Genomic DNA, 17013 nt, shown 5'->3' on the forward strand with positions numbered 1-17013 from the left:
CCCACGACGAGAAAAGGAACACGAAAGGAGATTCGGATGCGGAGCGTCCCCAGCCGGCCGCCTTAGCAATCGGCGCCAGGCCACCACGTTGGCCTTGACATTGAATGCCTTCTCATGGAAGCCCCATCTGAAGCTCCGCTCAGGCCCGGAGGGCTGCCCGAATGTAGCCCCACCTGAAGCTCCGCTCAGGCCCGGAGGGCCACCAGAATGTAGCCCCACCTGAAGCTCCGCTCAGGCCCGGAGGGCCACCAGAATGTAGCCCCATCTGAAGCTCCGCTCAGGCCCGGAGGGCCACCAGAATGTAGCCCCACCTGAAGCTCCGCGTTCTTTGCGGAGCGAGGGTGGGGTGAGGGAAGAAAATAGGAGAGCCCCGCTTGCGGGGCGAAACCTTCCCCCGACGTTCCAGTAAGCCGATCGCCCGATTCGATTCCATGCACTTGGAACGAGTTCGCCCGTTCGAGCTGAAACGAGAGCTCCCGAGGGCGCTGCCCCTGTCAGGAAGACCTCCAGTGCCCCAATATCACATCATGAATCCAACCGGTGGAGTTGGGCTCCGCTAATTCGGGAAAGGCGAAGGGAGACAGAAAGAAATCCTTGCGGAGAGGAACCTGGCTGGGAACCTTTTTATAATTGTCCAGAGATCCATTCGAAAGATTCTTTCGCCCCGCAAGCGGGGCTCCGACGTCACGGGAGTTCCGGTACCCCACCCTCGCTCCGCAAAAAACGCGGAGCTTCAGGTGGGGCTACAATCGGGCGGCCCTCCGGGCCTAAAGTGACGGAACCCTTCGGGGTTAAAAGGACACAAACCTCTCTCGAAAAGCATTTACCAACAGAAATCCAATCTTTCCCCCACACTGTCCGCAGCCTTCAACTTCGGAATTCAGATCCATCCACACTGAATCCCCAGCCACCTTGTGATCCTGCGCACATTAACTCCCTGCAGGACGAGACATCATGGCGCAGGTCGAAGAGGCCGGGCATGTCAAAGTGTTGTGAGATTGTGAAACTAAGATCTTATTTGCCACGGAGTTGTGTTTTCTGGAAACGAGTCTTTAATTTTGACTGAGGGTTTTTGAAACAGGGAAACTGGAACGACCCAAAAGGAATGTGAAGGGGGTGTCCGATGAGGAGCGATCCTCTCATTCGAAGCCAGTACGCAGTTCTTAAGAGGACTGCCCGCATTAGCCTGATGAGGGCATTAAGCATCACCTTTCTTTTGGCCGCACTACTACACGCTCATTCCCATGTTTTGAATGCTTCCTCGCTCCCTCAGTCATTTGAAAAGTTGAATCGAATGCTCAGGAGCTATCAGGTTCTAGACCTGGATCTGGATCAGATTTCTGTAGAAGCAAAGTCAGAGGGCCGCATCTCGATCGTTCTGGATAACGTCCCAACCGAGCTGGTTCTTCGCGCCAAGAACCTCCGGGCGCCGGATATTCAGTGGACACAGACCACGGCCACGGGCGTGGTTCAAGAAACACTGCCGCCTGTCAGCACCTTTGAAGGAGAAGTCGCGGGAGAACCCGACAGCCAGGTGCGTTTGCTGGTTCGACCGGATTTGTTCATCGGGTTCATTCGAAGGGGGAATGATTGGATATTTGTGGAACCGCTTTCCCTCTACGTTCAGGGTTCAAGCCCGAAGCAATCGGTGACCTACCACGAGGCCGACATCCGTCCCGAGTATCCGGGTGTCTGCGGGACAACCCTGCTCGAGGACATCGGGGGGCATTTGTTTGGGATTCGCGAAGGCGCGGCAAAGTCGGACGTCAAGGAGGCCGCCTTAAAGCATTTCCGTATCGCCACCGATGCCGACTATGAGTTTTATCAGGTCAACGGTTCGTCCAGCAACAGCGTCATCGAAGGAGTGCTGAACGAAGTGGACGGCATCTATCAGTCCCAACTGAACCTGACCTTGACCGTGGGTTTTCAAAATGTGTTTACCTCCGCGGCAGCACAACCGTACACCTTACTCGACCCGGGTCCCCTGTTGGGCCAGGTGAAATCGGAGTGGGGCGCGCATCGGGCTGGCGTCCAGCGCGACGTGGTCCATATGTATTCAGGTAAAGATTTGACCGGCAATGTCGTTGGGATCGCCTACCTGGGTGTGACGTGCAATTTGTCTTACGGATACGGACTGACCTCCGGCAGTGCATTCTTGGGGAAGCTGAGCGCCCACGAAATCGGGCACAACTTCAATGCCCAGCACGACGATCAGGTGACGCCTCCAGCCGCTGTGTGCAGCGGGAGCGGGCCGATCATGTGTTCGTCGATTCAAAATCACGGCCCTGATGAATTTTCTCAGCGGTCCAAGGACGACATTGGCGCCTACGCCGCTACTGCAAGCTGCCTGACCTCGGTGAATACTGCTTCAGTGACTACCGAAGCAGCCTCCGGGGTGAGCTCGTCTTCAGCAAGTTTAAATGCCACCGTGAACCCGAACGGTCTCTCCACCTCGGTGCGCTTTCAGTGGGGGCTTACCACCTCATACGGAAATACCACCCCGACCCAATCTTTAGGGGGCGGGGCATCCAATATCACCTTCAACACAGCCCTGACCGCTCTTTCACCGAACACAACCTACCATTTCCGGACTGTGGCCACCAACAGCGCGGGAACAGCCTACGGGAATGATACGATCTTTGTGACGAAACCGGTCGGTTCAAACACCCACCTTCTTCTTTCGGTTGGAAGCGTCAAAACGTCTTCAACGACCGGAAACGGAGGTACTGTCCAGGCCGGTTATGCCACCGTCGAATTAAATTCGGGAAGCATGCCGTATGGGACCGCAGTGTTCGGTGTGAGCAAGAATGGCTTCGTCGTGAGCGAAGCGGGCGTGCCCGCCTCTCCGCCGACCACGCGGGCGCGCATCTTCATCGAATCCCGGCCCAGTGTCGCCGGGAAGTCCGATCGCGAGGCCGCCGGGACGATCGCCATCAACACGGGTTTTGCCATGGTGAACCAGGGAAGTGCCATGGCGACGATTACTTTTCAGTTGCGCGATTCTGCGGCCAACAATCTGGCGGTGGGTCACGGCTCACTTCCGCCCAATTCGCATGTGGCTAGATTCATCGATGAGCTTCAGCAAATGGCGCCGGATTTCATCCTGCCCCCCAACTTCACCGCCTCCACGGGTTACGGATCGCTCGAGATTACGAGCGATCAGCCTTTGTCGATTGTGGCCCTGCGGCTGGTCGCAAACCAGCGGGGAGAAACTCTGTTGACCACCACCCCGCTGGCCGATCTTCAAAGGGCTCCCGGGGCCGGACCGCTTTACTTTCCTCAACTGGTCGATGGGGGCGGATATCAGACCTCTCTTGTCCTCCTGAATACCTCCAGCGCCTGGGAAAACGGAAGCATTCAGATCCTGGACAACAGTGGGGCCCCACTCGCGGTTCATCTCTCGGGTGATCCGGGCGGGGCATGGCCTCAGTTCCGCTACAGTATTCCTCCGGGGGGTTTCTACACTCTCCAGACGGATGGCGCTCCCCCCGGGGTCAAAACAGGGTCCGTCCAGGTGACCCCAGATACCTTCAATCAGGCACCAATTGGCGCCGGGGTTTTCACCTACACCACGGGTGGAATTCGGGTGACGGAGTCGGGGATTCCCTCTGCGACCTCGACTACCCACGCCCGAATCTATGTCGACCTCTCCGGCGGCCACAACACGGGGATTGCAATTGCGGCCCCCGACGGACGGCCACTCCACTTGACCTTCAATGCGTTTCAGACGGACGGTGTGACCCCGGCAGGCAGTGGGTCTCTCGACCTCACCGGAAATGGACACGGCGCCAGCTTCGCCAATGAGTTGATTCGATCGTTGCCGGACGGCTTTACAGGGGTCCTCGATATCTCAGCTCCCACTCCCTTCGTCGCGCTGACCTTGCGGTCCCTGAAGAATGGCCGCGGCGATTTTCTGATCACGACATTTCCAGTGGCCGACTTCAATCAGCCTGCACCCGCTCCTGTGGTGTTTCCACAAATTGTGGATGGGGGAGAGTACAAGACCCAATTCATTCTGTTGAACACGACCGGAGCCGCGTCCGATACGACCCTCACCCTCTTTGGGGACAACGGCAGCATGTTTTCGCTGGGGAAGAAATAAGGGAACTTCCGATGTCCGACTTCTGACTTCAACACCAAGAATGAAAATTATCTGACTGAGCCAGAGACCGCATTAAATCCAATCCAGATTCATGGCAGGCGTGAGGCTGCCTTTTCAGTGAGTGTTTTGATTTTTTCCATGGGAACGAGATCGCCCTGGCCGGAGGCTGAGGCGGAGACCGTTACGAACATGCGCCCTTTCTCTGTGCCGCATGACGTTGAAAACTGCTTCACGGTCTGTTGAACAGGGGCCACCATGGTGGAACACTTCATGTTCCCGAAGTCTTTCTTGTCGACTTTGTAGCCCTCCTGCCTCAAGGCTTCCTCAGAGGCCTTGATTTTGTTTTCGCCTTGTTTCTTTCCCTCGGCCGTTACCGGTCCGGTCGAATACACCAGGGAAACCGAGCGTGCACCCATCTTCCAATGGCAGGTCATCAGTGTCCCCTCATGATCGCTACTGGCCCCCTTCTTGTAAGGGATATCGCCCTCCGTGGAACTTGTGATCTTCGCCCCCATCACCTCCTCGAGTTCGGAGACGGTCAACATGGAGCAGGCTTTCGGGCCGGATTGCGCCCGGAGGGCCAGCGGAACTGCAAGGGCCGCAATCAGGACCAGCACAAGGGTCGTCTTCCGGTAGATTGGGGTCATGGATTTCCTCCTTTGCCTTCCTCTGCGAATGTGATGATCTGCCCGCGCGGCATCTTTATGCCCCGGGCCTTCCGCAATATCTTACCAGCACCCTGCTCGATCGGGGTGTCCAAATATTCTCCAGGTCCGATCTCTCCAACGAATACCGCTGGGTTTGGCATTTGTTCAAGCCCGGAGGGCGTAAGATAGTAGCCCCACCTGAAGCTCCGCGTTCTCTGCGGAGCGAGGGTGGGGAAAGGCGACGCAGGAGGAATGAATCGGATTCAGGCCCGGAGGGCCCAGAGATTGTAGCCCCATCCGATGCTCCGCGTTTTGTGCGGAGCAAGGGTGGGGTCACGACGCAGGGAAGAATTTGGCTCAGGCCCGGAGGGCCGCCAGAATGTAGCCCCATCCGATGCTTCGCGTTTTTTGCGGAGCAAGGGTGGGGTCACGACCACCCCGCAAGCGGGGCTTGCTTGTTTCTGGAGGGACCGGTACCCCACCCGCGCTCCGCCCCGCAAGGAACGCGGGACGGAGCTTCCCGCCACGGTGGATCTTCGACAGGTGGGGCGATGCGCCGCGGCGCAGCAGCCCTTCGGGCCCCCGAATGGTCTCCCGCTTCGATGGTCTCACCGCCTAATGACGCCACCAGTCATCCCGATCCCGGTCACGAAAGTGGTCGAAATACCGGTCCTCACGATCGTAGCCGCAGCGGTTGAGGATTTGATGGAGTTCGAATCGCTCCTGATTCGCCTGTCGGCTCCTCGGCCCAAACCGTTGCACGGCCCGGTCCAGCTCGCGTTGTTCCTTTCGAATTTTGGAACGGCACTTTCCATCGCTCCAATGCCCGGCTTCAGCGATGCCCGTCCCGCCCAGCAACAAAACTGCACCCAGGGCAATGCTTGCTACTTTTGATCTGATCATCATACCTACCTCCCGCAGCACCGGAGGCCCACTGTCGTGCCTCCTCACCCATCGCTGCTTGATGAAGGGATGACACCGACGCTCGACGAGTTGTATGAACCAAGAATTCAGAGATCTCGAATCGGCCAGACAACCAACTGCCACCCTCACGGCTTCTCAGTAAAGTGAGTAGCGGAGGTGATGGATATGAACAAGAGCTTAGGAACATTGATCAAGGTGATGTTCGGTACATTTGCACTTGGTGTTTCGTTGTGTATCGTGAACACGACCGCCATTGCGGATACGGGTTCAAAGCAAGACAGTGTGAAGCTCCACGGAGGAGCGGCTTCTCAGGACCGGGACTTTCGTGCCCAGAGTGTGTTGACTGAACAGGTGCGGCATAAGCTCGCGATGCTCCCCTGGTACAACGTGTTTGACTGGCTGGAGGGCTATGTAAGCCCGGAGGGCGAGGTCACTCTGCGGGGCCAGGTGGTGAGGCCCGTGACGAAGTCTGATGCCGCGGCCAGCGTGAAGCGCATCGAAGGGGTCACGCAGGTCAACAATCAAATCGAAGTGCTGCCGCTGTCTCCCAACGATGACCGGATCCGTCTGAGGGTGTACCGCTCCATCTTCAATTTCAACTCCCCGTTGTTCCGGTACTCGGAGGGCTCCATGCCGCCGATCCACATCATTGTGAGAAACGGTCATGTCATCCTCAAGGGGATCGTTGCCAATGGAACGGATAGTCAGATGGCTTATATGCGGGCCAACGGAGTCCCAGGGGTCTTCAGTGTGACCAACCAGCTTCAGGTGGAACAGTCCAGGCACAGGAATGGGTGAGAATAAGCCAGGGCAGTAGGAAAGAAGAAAGGCGCATCCATGGGAGGGATGCGCCTTTCTTTCGTTAGGGACCACTCAAGAAATTCCAAAATCCAAAGTCCAAAATCCAAATAAAACCCAAATTCCAATATCCAACAATGCAATTGTATCAAGGTCTCCTGAGCCTGGTCCTTGGAAGACGATTCGTGGGACGGATTAGTCGTTGGTCTCCATCATGCCATAGTAAGCAATAACACGATCCCCTCGACAGTTGGGTTTTGGAATTTGGGTTTTATTTGGATTTTGGACTTTGGATTTTGGAATTTCCCGCGGGTACCGCATCACACTCAGGAATATGGAGGAAAGTAAGCGGGATTTGGTGAGCCGTGCTGGACTCGAACCAGCGACCCTCTGCTTAAAAGGCAGATGCTCTACCTCCTGAGCTAACGGCCCCACCGGGAGAGGAAGGAATCATAGTCGAGTCGCGGGAGAGGTGTCAAATGCGAATAGGTGTCAGGTGTCGGGTGTCAGGTGCCAGGGAAATGAAGTCAGAGGTCGGAGGTGAGAAGTCAGACATGCGATGACGACGGCTCTCTCCATTTTCTTCCTCTTGTCAAATCTTAAACTAAAGCTCTGCTGAGTGACTCTTGAGTTCCTACCTCTTTTAATTCTTCCTCACCGGACAGCCGACACCCGGCACCTGACACCTGACACCTAAAGCTTTCCAAACAGCGTCCACGGTTGGCCGGGCATATCGCGCAGGTACTTTTCCTGCCACTGGTATTCCGGATGCGCCTTGAGGAAATCCTTGGCCACGAAGTTCTGGCCGCAGGGATGACCCATGGCCGCCCAGAATTTCATCTCGCCGGCCAGGGTCCCATCGATCGCTTTCGACTGCACCGTCCCGCCCGGATAAAACTTGCCCCACTCCCACTCCGGAGTGCCCCGTGCATCCCGGTCGACGTGGCCGCACAGGGTGTTGGCATCGGCTTCATCCTTGTTTCGGAAGCTGTCGAAGTGGCTGGCCTCAAATTTCTTGGCGGACTCGACGTCGATTTTTCCCTTGTACTGTTTCATCAACGACTCCCAACAAACGCGCCGCGCATTGGGTGAAGTGTTTTTCGCTTTTGTATCAAACGTCGTCTCTTCTTTAATCACCTTGGGATCGACAGGAAAATTCGAGCCCACAAAATATCCATCCTTGGTGCGCTCCAGCGGGGTGTTCTTGAGTCCCAGCTCCAGGCGGGCGATTTCGCCGGTCTTGTTATCGCCAATGAGCCAGTCGTTGGCATAGCCGCCGTTGTTACCTTCCCGCATGGTGGCGACCCAGTCGTCGATGGAGGCGGCATACTGAATGGCCTTGCGCGCGCGGACAAATTCCGCGATGCCATTGGGATCGAATCCTTGAAACTGGGTGATGGTCGTTTCGGTCACCATGATGCCGGCATCGTTCACGTTGAAATCGTCGCCGCTGTGAATGAACCCGGGCATGGCATCCATCAGGACGCGATGACCTTTTTCAGGAACCAGGTCCATGATCACGTTCCACCGTTCTCCGGTGACGTAGCTGGTCCAGTTGTTGTGAGACATGACGATCTTGCCGTCCTTGGTCCAGGACCCCGTGGCCACGAAGGCGCTGCAATTGCCGGGCGCTTTGTTTTCAGCGGCCTTGGGATCCGTTTTGGATTTGAGCCATGGCACATAATAAAACGCCATTTCCTCCATCGCGTTCATCGCCACGACATCCCCGCGATCGATCCGGTTGGCGCCCAATTTCGCATTGGCGCCGCGAACGATGCCGTCGATCTCTTTCTGATACTCTTCGGGGGTCTTCGACCAGAACAGTTTGAGGGATTCGGTCCGGTACCAGTCCCAATTCTTCTGGGTGTCATGGTCCAAAACCATCGAAAGCGCCCCCCGTAGATCCAGGATCTCGTTGGCCAACAGATAGCCATGCTGGTAGCCCACCACCTCGGGAGCCCCTTCCAGGTGGACGTAAATCCAACCGTTCTCATCCCGGCGCGACGCTTTGGCCATCATCTGGTCTGAAGTGGGCGCCGTGACGGCGGCCTTTGGTTCCGTCTTGCGCTCATTTCTTGAGCAGGAGGAAACAAAGAAGAGGAGAAGAACACACAGCCCGACGAGGAACGGGCGCTTCAATGCGGACGGTTCTGGATCGAGACTCATGAATTACCCCCTGTTCCGGAAAGAGAGAGTGTGTAAAACCGGGTTTGGATACTCTGCGAACAGCTGTGAAATCCGTGGATCGCCAAATACTTTAATCGATTTGATGCGGAGAAGCACTTCAAAAATTCAGACAACCATGATGAATTCCTGGTTCTGCTGTTCCATCCGATGCGACGACTGCGGCGTATCGTCCACGGGGATGTCCTTTCCCTATTGACATCCTATACGTAGATCCGTATTCTCTCTATAGAGAGTCGATAGGAGACATTCATTGAGCCCTGAACAGACTAACCTTTTGCAAGGGACCTTGGACCTGTTGATCCTGAAATCGCTGATCGCCGGCGAGATGCACGGGTTGGGAATTTCGCGCAGGATCCAGCAGATCACAGGCGGCACTTTTGTGGTTAAGCCAGGATCGCTCTTTCCCGCCCTCCACCGGATGGAGGAAGAAGGCTGGATTTCCTCTTTCTGGGGAGAATCCGAGAACAACCGCCGCGCCAAATACTACCGATTGACCAAGACGGGCCGGAAGCAGCTCGAAGTCGAAACCAAGCGATGGGGCCGCATTACTTGGGCTATCGCTCAAGCCCTGGACGCATCCTAGGGAAGTGCTGAGCATGTCGCTCCTTGTGAAAGCTCGAAGTTTCCTGCGAAATCTCTTTTTCTCGCGGCGTGTGGAGGTGGACCTCGACCAGGAGGTTCATTCCCACCTCGAAATGCTGATCGAGGAAAACCTGCGTGCGGGCCTGCCGCCGGAGGAAGCACGACGAGCCGCACGAATCGAATTGGGCGGCATCGAACAGGTGAAAGAACAGGTTCGCGAAGAACGACTTGGCAACTGGCTCCACTCCGTGCTCTCCGATTGCCGCTATGGTCTCCGCCAGCTCCGGAAGAACCCCGGCGCCACCGCCGTCATGGTCTTTACGCTCGCACTGGCCATCGGCGCGACCACCGCAATCTTCAGCGTGGTCTACGGTGTGTTGTTGCGGCCGCTGCCGTACTCCGATTCGAACCGGATCATGGCCCTCTTCGAGGTCAACTCGCAGGGCCGGTGGGCACATCTTGCGGATCCGAACTTCGACGACTTTCGCGATCAGAACCGCAGTTTTCAGGCGATGGCGAAGTACAGTGCCTACATCGCGTCCGTTTCGGGGGCTTTGCAGCCGACGCGCACGACGGTGGCACACGTCTCACCCGAATTTCTAAAGGTTTTCGGCGTTCAGCCGGTCCTCGGAAGGGACTTCAGCGCCGGTGACGCGAAACAAGGGGCTGGACCCACCGTTCTTGTCAGCTCCGGATACTGGAGGCAGGATCTCGGATCGCCGCAGGATCTCTCGCAGGCGCACCTGAAGATCGATGGCGCGGTCTTCTCCGTAATCGGCGTGCTCCCGGCCGGGTTTCGTTTCCCGGCGGAAGTGGATTTGTGGCTGCCGGCCGATTTGGACGGCGAAAATCGAAGCAGGACATCGCACAACTACTCCGCGGTCGGACGCCTCCGCGACGGTGTGACTGTCGAGCAAGCGAATCGAGACATCAGCGCGATCGCCCGGCGCATCCACGATACCTCGAGCGAGCAAGGTGATTATCTCCTCCGAGATGGAATTGTCATTCCGCTCCAGGACTCGATCACGGGCAAGGCTCGACCGGCGTTGCTGGTTCTGCTCGGGGCGGTGGGATTTCTGCTGCTGGTGGCGTGCGCGAACGTAGCGAATTTGCTGCTGGCACAAGCGTCCGTGAGAGAGCGTGAGCTGGCCATCCGCACTGCGCTCGGTGCAGCGCGCGGACGACTCATCCGTCAATTTCTCACCGAAGCCTTGCTGCTTTCGCTCGTGGGCGGTGGCCTTGGCGTCCTGGGCGCCATCTGGGGCGTGACAGGTTTAGTAAGGCTGGCGCCGCAAAATCTCCCCCGGCTGGACAGCGTCGCGATCAGTATTCCAGTCCTGGCGTTCGCGTTCCTTCTTTCCACAGCGGTCGCCGCGGGGCTCGGAGCGTTCATCGCCACGCGCGCAACTTCCGGGGACCCAAGCAGGGACCTTGCGGAGGGCGGGCGGGGACAAGCGGGTTCGCAAGGCAGCCAGCGCGTTGGTCGGGTCATCGTGGCGGCACAGATCGCGATCACGTTGGTTCTCGTGGTTGGAGCGGGACTGCTCGGGCGTAGCTTGATGAAAGTGCTCGAAGTGAATCCCGGGTTCCGCGTGGACAAAATTGTCACGATGGACGTCGCGCTCCCATGGGTGGACGATCCGAAAGCAAAGGCAGGACAGGCGATTTTCTATTCAAACCTGATTGACCGGCTCAAACAAATCCCGGGCGTGCGCAAGGCGGGCGCGACGAGCGGCCTGCCGATGGATGGCGGTCTTCCCGACGGGATGTTTCTGCTGATGACCCAGAATGAGATTCCCAAGACCCTGGATGGTTTTCTTGCGATGTCCCAGCAGAAGGAACGCATTGGCAACGCGGACTTCGGCGTCGCCAGCGAGGATTACTTCCAGATTCTCGGGATTCCGCTGATTCGAGGGCGGATCTTTGACGAACGCGACGGCGCGGACTCTCCGCACGTTGCCGTGATCAGCGAATCGCTCGCGCGCGACCGGTGGCCCAATCAGGATCCCCTGGGTCACACGATTGAATTTGGAAACATGGATGGCGACCTGCGCTTGCTGACGATTGTCGGGATCGTGGGCGATATTCACGAATACGGCCTCGATGTGCCGCCGCGTCCGACCGTCTATGTAAATTTGTTCCAGCGGCCGCGCCCGATGATCACCGTGACGATGCTGAGTGATGCCGACACGCGTTTGGTCACCTCCGCATCAGGAGGAATCCTGCATGACCTCAACCCGGAGATTCCGACGAGGTTCCGGACGTTTTCCCAAGTCTATTCTGCTTCGTTGGGTTCGCGGAGATTTAACGTCATCCTCATCGGTTTCTTCGGAATCGTCGCGCTGCTGCTCGCCACAGCCGGCGTGTTTGGTGTGATGGCCTATTCCGTCAGCCGCCGCACCCGCGAGATTGGCGTGCGTGTCGCTCTCGGCGCGGGCTCCGGCGACGTTTTGAGAATGATCCTGAGCCAGGGATTGCGCACTATTTTCATCGGGGTGGCGATGGGGATTGCCGGCTCGCTGGCCCTGACCCGCACCGTGAAGTCGCTGCTCTTTGGCGTCACGCCCACCGATCCGCTGACTTTCGTCGGGGTGACACTGCTCCTCGTCGGAGCAGCGCTCCTGGCTTGTTTCATTCCGGCGCGGCGGGCCACTAAAGTAGACCCCATGGTGGCCTTGCGTTACGAATAGGATCTGGTTTCGGGTCGTTTCGACGGTTGAGGTGCTCGCCATGCGGCACCTTGTGAAAATCCGAAGTCTTCTGAGAGATCTCTTCATATCTCTCCACGTGGAGGCAGACCTCGACCGGGAGGTTCCTCGACAGAACCCACGGGCAGTCGAAGGGCCTTGGCAGCCAGGGCATGATCGGGGGTGAGATTCTGAGTCACCTCTGCGATCCCGTTTCGCATGTAGGCAACGCCGAGGGCCGTGCCGGCGGGTGGCGTATCGATGCAATCACGAAAATTGAATGTCGGTGCCTGACCCGAATCCCCACACCGGAAGGTGGGGGCTCTATCAGACTCAGCCTGCCGACGGGCAAAGTTTGACATTCAAATCCCGCCACCGGAAGAAAATTGAATGTCGGTGCTCCACCCCAATTGAATGTCATCCTGGCGCCCGGTGACTCAGGCTGGCACCCGCTCCTGTCTTGCAGGTGGAGCCATGAACTCAGGCCCCACCGGATCGGTGACGGTTTCGCGAATGATTTCTTCAATGCTTTGGATCGCGCCCGGATCCAGCTTCCACCGGGTCACGCGGTCCACCGCCGCCAATTGTCCGGGATGGCGCGCACCCCACAAGGCCACGGTGACCCCGGGCTGGTCGAGCACCCACCGGACCGCCAGGTCGATCACCCGCTTTCCATAATGCTTCTGCGCAAGTTCGTCGAGCCGTTCCACCGCCCTCAAGTACTGCGCGTAGCGTGGGGGCTGAAACTTGGGATCAACCTGGCGAAGGTCATCGCCTGTGAATCGGGTGTCCGGCTTCATCCGTCCGCTCAACAATCCGCGGCACAGAGATCCATATGTCAGTGTGCTGATCTGGTTCTGCCGGGCGTACGGCAACACGTCCTGATCGCGCTTGCCCAATTCTGCGATGGCCCGGCCCACAATCTCTTCCGAGCGGCCGAAGCCATAGACGGGGGCGGTGTCGATCAAGTTGATTCCACTGTCGAGTGCGGCGCGAATGGTTCTGATGGATTCCTGCTCTTCGGTGCCTCCCCACATCCAGCCCCCCATGCCCCAAGTGCCGAGGCCGATGCGGGATGCTTTTATATCAGTGCCTGAAATAGTCGCAAATTCCATGGTTCATTCCTCCTTGCCCGTCGACCGCCCCGTCGGGGACTCCTTTGAATGCGTTGCTATGTGCGTGTCGCAGTTGTTTGCAGGCGCGCTCACGGTGAACACCATGCATCGGGCATTCCAAACCTGCACGCCACGCTCTCTTTTCCCCACGGGCTGCGCTCTATGAACCGGTTAGCACGATCGGGGGGATCAGGGGGAGAGACGGTTTTGACCCTGTGTGATGAAAGTACGACGGCGGCGCTCCGACAGAGGTCGGATCGCCGTCACTTGCCGGGACGGGAGATGCCGAGCTTTTGCATCTTATATACGAGCGAGGTGCGGGGCAGTCCCAATCGTTTGGCCGCGCCGCGCGGGCCTCCAATCACCCACTTCGTCTCCTCGAGGGCCTGCAAAATGTGGAGGCGTTCGACGTCTTCGAGCGTACCGGTCGGCGGTCGCCCTTCTTCGACCGGCTGCTTGAGTTCCGGCAGCGGCGCGCGAAGCACTTTTCCCGGCGAAAGGATCGTCGCGCGCTCCATGAAGTTCTGGAGCTCGCGGATGTTTCCGGGCCAGTGGTAGCGGGTGAGCGCCTCCATGACTTCGAAAGGGATGGTATCGATCTTGCGGCTCATCAGGGCGGCATACTTCTCCACGAAATGCCGGACCAGAAGGGGGATGTCCTCTGGCCGCTCTCGCAGTGGAGGGACAGCGATCGGGAACACATTCAGGCGATAGTAGAGGTCACTCCGGAACTCACTCCGGGTGACCATTTGATTCAAGTCGCGACTGGTGGCTGCGACGAGGCGGGCGTCCACGCGGGTGGTCCGCGTGCTGCCCAATCGCTCGAACTCCTGTTCCTGGAGCACCCGCAGCAGCTTGGGCTGCAATTCCAGGGGGATGTCACCCACCTCATCCAGAAAAAGCGTTCCCAGGTGCGCCAGCTCAAAACGGCCCACCTTGCGCGCGATGGCGCCGGTGAATGCGCCTCGTTCGTGACCAAACAATTCGCTTTCCAGCAGCCCCAGCGGAATCGCCGCGCAATTCACCTTGACGAAGGCCTGGTCTCTTCGCGAGCTGAGATTGTGAATGGCCCGGGCGATGAGTTCTTTCCCCGTACCGGTTTCCCCGAGAATCAGGACGGTCGAGGTCGTCGGGGCCACCGTCTCGACCTGTTTCAGCGCCTGTTTCAGGGAGGGGCTCTGGCCCACAATCTCCTCGAAATTGTGCTCGGTGCGGATTTCCTCCTTCAAATAAAGCCGTTCCTCCGCCAGCCGTTCCCGCGATTCGTTGATGTGGTGGTAGTCCAGGGCATTCTCGACCGCAATGGCGATCTGAGCGGCGATTTGCACCAGGAAATGAATGTCTTCTTCGAGGAAAGCGGCGTCGGAGAGTCGGCCCAGGTTCAAGGTGCCCACGGAGCGATTGCGGCTGATGAGCGGCAGGAAACAGAACGAATTCAACCCCTCCCGAACCATGACGTTGGCGACGGGGGAATCCCGCCATTCCGTGAAGGGGGTTCTCAGCGCCAATGGCCTCAGGGTTTGAAAGGCCTCGCCGGAGGGCGATCCCTCGATCGAATAAACCATTTCCTCCTGATAGAACCCTTTGCTTTCAGGAAAATCAAGTGCGTAAAGCCGCAGGCGCTTCCTTTCCGCGTCGGGCAGCGAGAGGCTGGCGTAATCACACTGCATCACGCGCCGGACGTCCTGCGAGATGGCCTGGAAGAGCTGGCGAAGATCCAGGTTTGAAACCACCTTGTTATTCAAATCGAGCAGCAATTGAAGCCGGTCGCGGTCGTGGGCGAGCTGACTGTGCAAATCCTGGGCCTCCTGGAAGTGCAGGGCGTTGTCCACGGCAACTGCAACCTGGGAGGCCACCAGTAAGGGGAATGCGAGGCCGTCGTGAGTGTAGGCGCCCGTTTCTGCGGACCCGAAGTTCAGGGCGCCCAACCGGCGATGAGCGGAGGTCAGGGGAAGGCTGCAGAGCGAACGCACCTTGTGGTCTCGCATGACTTGCGCCGCCCGGGAAAACCGGATCTCGCGGTCGACATCGTCGATGATCAAGGGTTGCTGGGTGCGCCAGACCTGGGCCGAGGGCGAGTCTTCCATCGGATACTCTTCACCGGCGTGACGCATCGAGGGCATGGTGGTCTCGATGATATGCAGCCGCATGACGTTTCGGGTGGCATCGTGCAGCAGAACGGTCAGATAGTGGAAACTCAACAGCTGATGTAAACGTCCCGCCAGGTCATGGAATAGTTCAGAGAGGTTTCGATGCTGGGCGATGGAATGAGACACTTCCAGCAGCGCCCGGTACTGCTCAATGGAATGCCCGCGGACGTGGTTCTCTTTCCGCTCCTCCTGTCTTCTGGCTTCCGCTCCGTCTGACACGACTTCACCCTTGCTGTTGGGACACCTGTGTTCCCGAAATAAGATCGTTCAGCGTCTTTGAGAGAATCCCATTATAACTGTTTTGTGCCGGGCGCTCTAATCGTAAAAACAATATTCAGTTACCATCCTTCTCCCGTGTCGGTATCCCGACTCTTGACTGACTGCCGACTCCCAACGTACCCGGAGCCGCCATTCCGAGGAACTGAAATCCAGCTTCACTCCTCCTTCAGGTGATTGATCCCAAAGGTGCTTTTGCGACTCTTTTCGAATTGCGCTGAGATTGGAACGCCTCATGCACTCCTTAAAGCTTTCCATCAGGTGTGGCGGGCCGGTTCTGCTGAGCAGTCCCCCCGCAGGTTTTTCCATGAGAAGTGAGGCATGAGGTAATTTCGGAATTTCTTATGAATAAAATTTATGGAGGTGTCCTATGACGAGAAGAAATTTAGCAGGCATTCGCGTCGCGATTCTGGCGACCCATGGAGTGGAGCAGTCGGAGCTGACGGAGCCGCGCAAGGCGTTGGAAGAAGCCGGGGCCGAGACCACACTGATCGCACCGAAGCGAGGAAAGATCCAGGCGATGAAGCACGGCGAGAAAGCCATGCAGTTCGACGTGGACCTGACCCTCGATGAGGCGAATCCCAGCCGGTTCGACGCCGTATTACTTCCGGGGGGCGCATTGAATGCGGATGCGCTGCGGGCTGAACCCCGGGCGAAGGAGTTGGTGCGCCGTATCGACGAGGCCGGGAAACCGATTGCAGTGATCTGCCACGGGGCGTGGCTGCTGGTCTCGGCGGGCCTGGTCCGCAGACGCACCCTGACCAGTTACCGCTCGATTCAAGATGATATCCGCAATGCCGGCGGGCATTGGATGGACAAGGAAGTGGTTCGCGACCGCAACTGGATCAGCAGCCGGGAGACTGCGGACCTCCCCGCCTTCAACCGTGCCATGCTCGTGCTTTTCGGCGAGCGCTGGCTGATCCGCGAGCTCCCGATCGTGATGGGAGGGTTGATCCCAGTGTCTATCGCGACACCGGCTTCCAGGCAATGACGAACTTCCCCGGCGGTGGTTTGATGTCGGCAAGCTCGGTCATTCAGAGCCGAGAGGTCGACCCGCGGATTCAATTGGTTTGTCTTTGATCTTCGGCTGAACCCGGATCTTGGAATCTATGTTCAAAGGATCCGGGCACTGCAGCGGGGAAGCCGCCGGGGAAAGTTGCTTGTGGATTTCAGGTTGGCAAGGGCCTTTGATCGCCCAAAAACCGGATGACGTGTTTGTCCCGCATTTGGATTCCTCTGCGCCATAGCGTCTCTGCGGTAAATCCTCCCCGCTCGATTCAACGCTCTTGGGTTCAAGGACATCGTGGTGCGCCCTTCAAAAATTGGATGAATTGTGATAATTTGCTAGGCCGCTCTGGCTATTGTGTCTCCCTGTGCGCCCGTAGCTCAGCTGGATAGAGCGTCTGACTACGAATCAGAAGGCCAGGTGTTCGAATCACCTCGGGCGCACCACTCATGCTTTTCATCCCACAAGCGTTGTCCTGTCTTCTCAATCTGAGCGCGTTTCAGCCATTTTTGGCGATGCCCAGCATCGATGACCAGTTT

11 protein-coding genes and 2 tRNA genes are annotated in these 17013 nt (G+C 57.9%); 6 read left to right on the plus strand and 7 right to left on the minus strand.

The genetic code is table 11. The annotated features are described in order from the left end of the window. The first annotated feature begins 1294 nt into the window (after positions 1–1294). Positions 1295–4102, plus strand: coding sequence for a hypothetical protein (locus tag LAO21_22410; protein ID MBZ5555471.1), 2808 nt, complete (start codon positions 1295–1297; stop codon positions 4100–4102). Positions 4103–4191: 89 nt separating this feature from the next. On the opposite strand, the gene LAO21_22415 is transcribed toward LAO21_22410, so the two are convergent. Both LAO21_22415 and LAO21_22420 read right to left on the minus strand, forming a co-directional pair. After that, entirely contained in the window at positions 4192–4749 is a 558-nt protein-coding gene (locus LAO21_22415) for a hypothetical protein (protein ID MBZ5555472.1), read from the minus strand. Positions 4750–5364: 615 nt separating this feature from the next. Next, positions 5365–5655 carry a hypothetical protein gene (locus LAO21_22420; protein MBZ5555473.1) on the minus strand — a complete coding sequence of 97 codons (291 nt, stop codon included), beginning with the start codon at positions 5653–5655 and terminating at the stop codon, positions 5365–5367. Positions 5656–5838: 183 nt separating this feature from the next. On the opposite strand from LAO21_22420, the gene LAO21_22425 reads away from it, so the two are divergent. Further along, entirely contained in the window at positions 5839–6471 is a 633-nt protein-coding gene (locus tag LAO21_22425) for a BON domain-containing protein (protein MBZ5555474.1), read from the plus strand. 356 nt (positions 6472–6827) lie between these two features. On the opposite strand, the gene LAO21_22430 is transcribed toward LAO21_22425, so the two are convergent. Beyond that, a tRNA-Lys gene (locus LAO21_22430) sits at positions 6828–6903 on the minus strand. Between the two features lie 261 nt (positions 6904–7164). Next, on the minus strand, positions 7165–8637 hold the full coding sequence (locus LAO21_22435; protein MBZ5555475.1) for a peptidase C45: 1473 nt from the start codon (positions 8635–8637) through the stop codon (positions 7165–7167). Between the two features lie 271 nt (positions 8638–8908). Here LAO21_22435 and LAO21_22440 point away from each other — a divergent pair, with 271 nt between their 5' ends. Together LAO21_22440 and LAO21_22445 are read left to right on the plus strand one after the other, a co-directional pair. Beyond that, positions 8909–9241: a PadR family transcriptional regulator gene (locus LAO21_22440; protein MBZ5555476.1), complete on the plus strand. Its 333-nt coding sequence runs from the start codon at positions 8909–8911 to the stop codon at positions 9239–9241. Positions 9242–9254: 13 nt separating this feature from the next. Further along, positions 9255–11930: an ABC transporter permease gene (locus LAO21_22445; GenBank protein MBZ5555477.1), complete on the plus strand. Its 2676-nt coding sequence runs from the start codon at positions 9255–9257 to the stop codon at positions 11928–11930. 83 nt (positions 11931–12013) lie between these two features. Here LAO21_22445 and LAO21_22450 read toward each other — a convergent pair whose 3' ends face one another. The 3 genes from LAO21_22450 to LAO21_22460 all read right to left on the minus strand — a co-directional run bounded on the left by LAO21_22450 (position 12014) and on the right by LAO21_22460 (position 15318). Next, a complete protein-coding gene (locus LAO21_22450) occupies positions 12014–12289 on the minus strand; it encodes a hypothetical protein (GenBank protein MBZ5555478.1) in 276 nt (91 codons plus the stop codon). Between the two features lie 75 nt (positions 12290–12364). Further along, a complete protein-coding gene (locus tag LAO21_22455) occupies positions 12365–13042 on the minus strand; it encodes an aldo/keto reductase (protein ID MBZ5555479.1) in 678 nt (225 codons plus the stop codon). A 263-nt stretch (positions 13043–13305) separates the two neighbouring features. Further along, complete coding sequence (locus LAO21_22460) at positions 13306–15318, minus strand: sigma 54-interacting transcriptional regulator (protein MBZ5555480.1); 2013 nt, start codon at positions 15316–15318, stop codon at positions 13306–13308. A 520-nt stretch (positions 15319–15838) separates the two neighbouring features. Between LAO21_22460 and LAO21_22465 the strand changes: the two genes are divergently transcribed. Together LAO21_22465 and LAO21_22470 are read left to right on the plus strand one after the other, a co-directional pair. Continuing rightward, the gene (locus tag LAO21_22465) at positions 15839–16459 is read left to right on the plus strand and encodes a type 1 glutamine amidotransferase (GenBank protein ID MBZ5555481.1); all 621 of its coding nucleotides are present in this window, start codon (positions 15839–15841) and stop codon (positions 16457–16459) included. A gap of 384 nt (positions 16460–16843) precedes the next feature. Further along, positions 16844–16920 (plus strand) — tRNA-Arg (locus tag LAO21_22470). The last annotated feature ends 93 nt before the right edge of the window (positions 16921–17013 follow it).

This window comes from Terriglobia bacterium (assembly GCA_020073085.1).
GTDB lineage: Bacteria > Acidobacteriota > Terriglobia > JAIQFV01 > JAIQFV01 > JAIQFV01.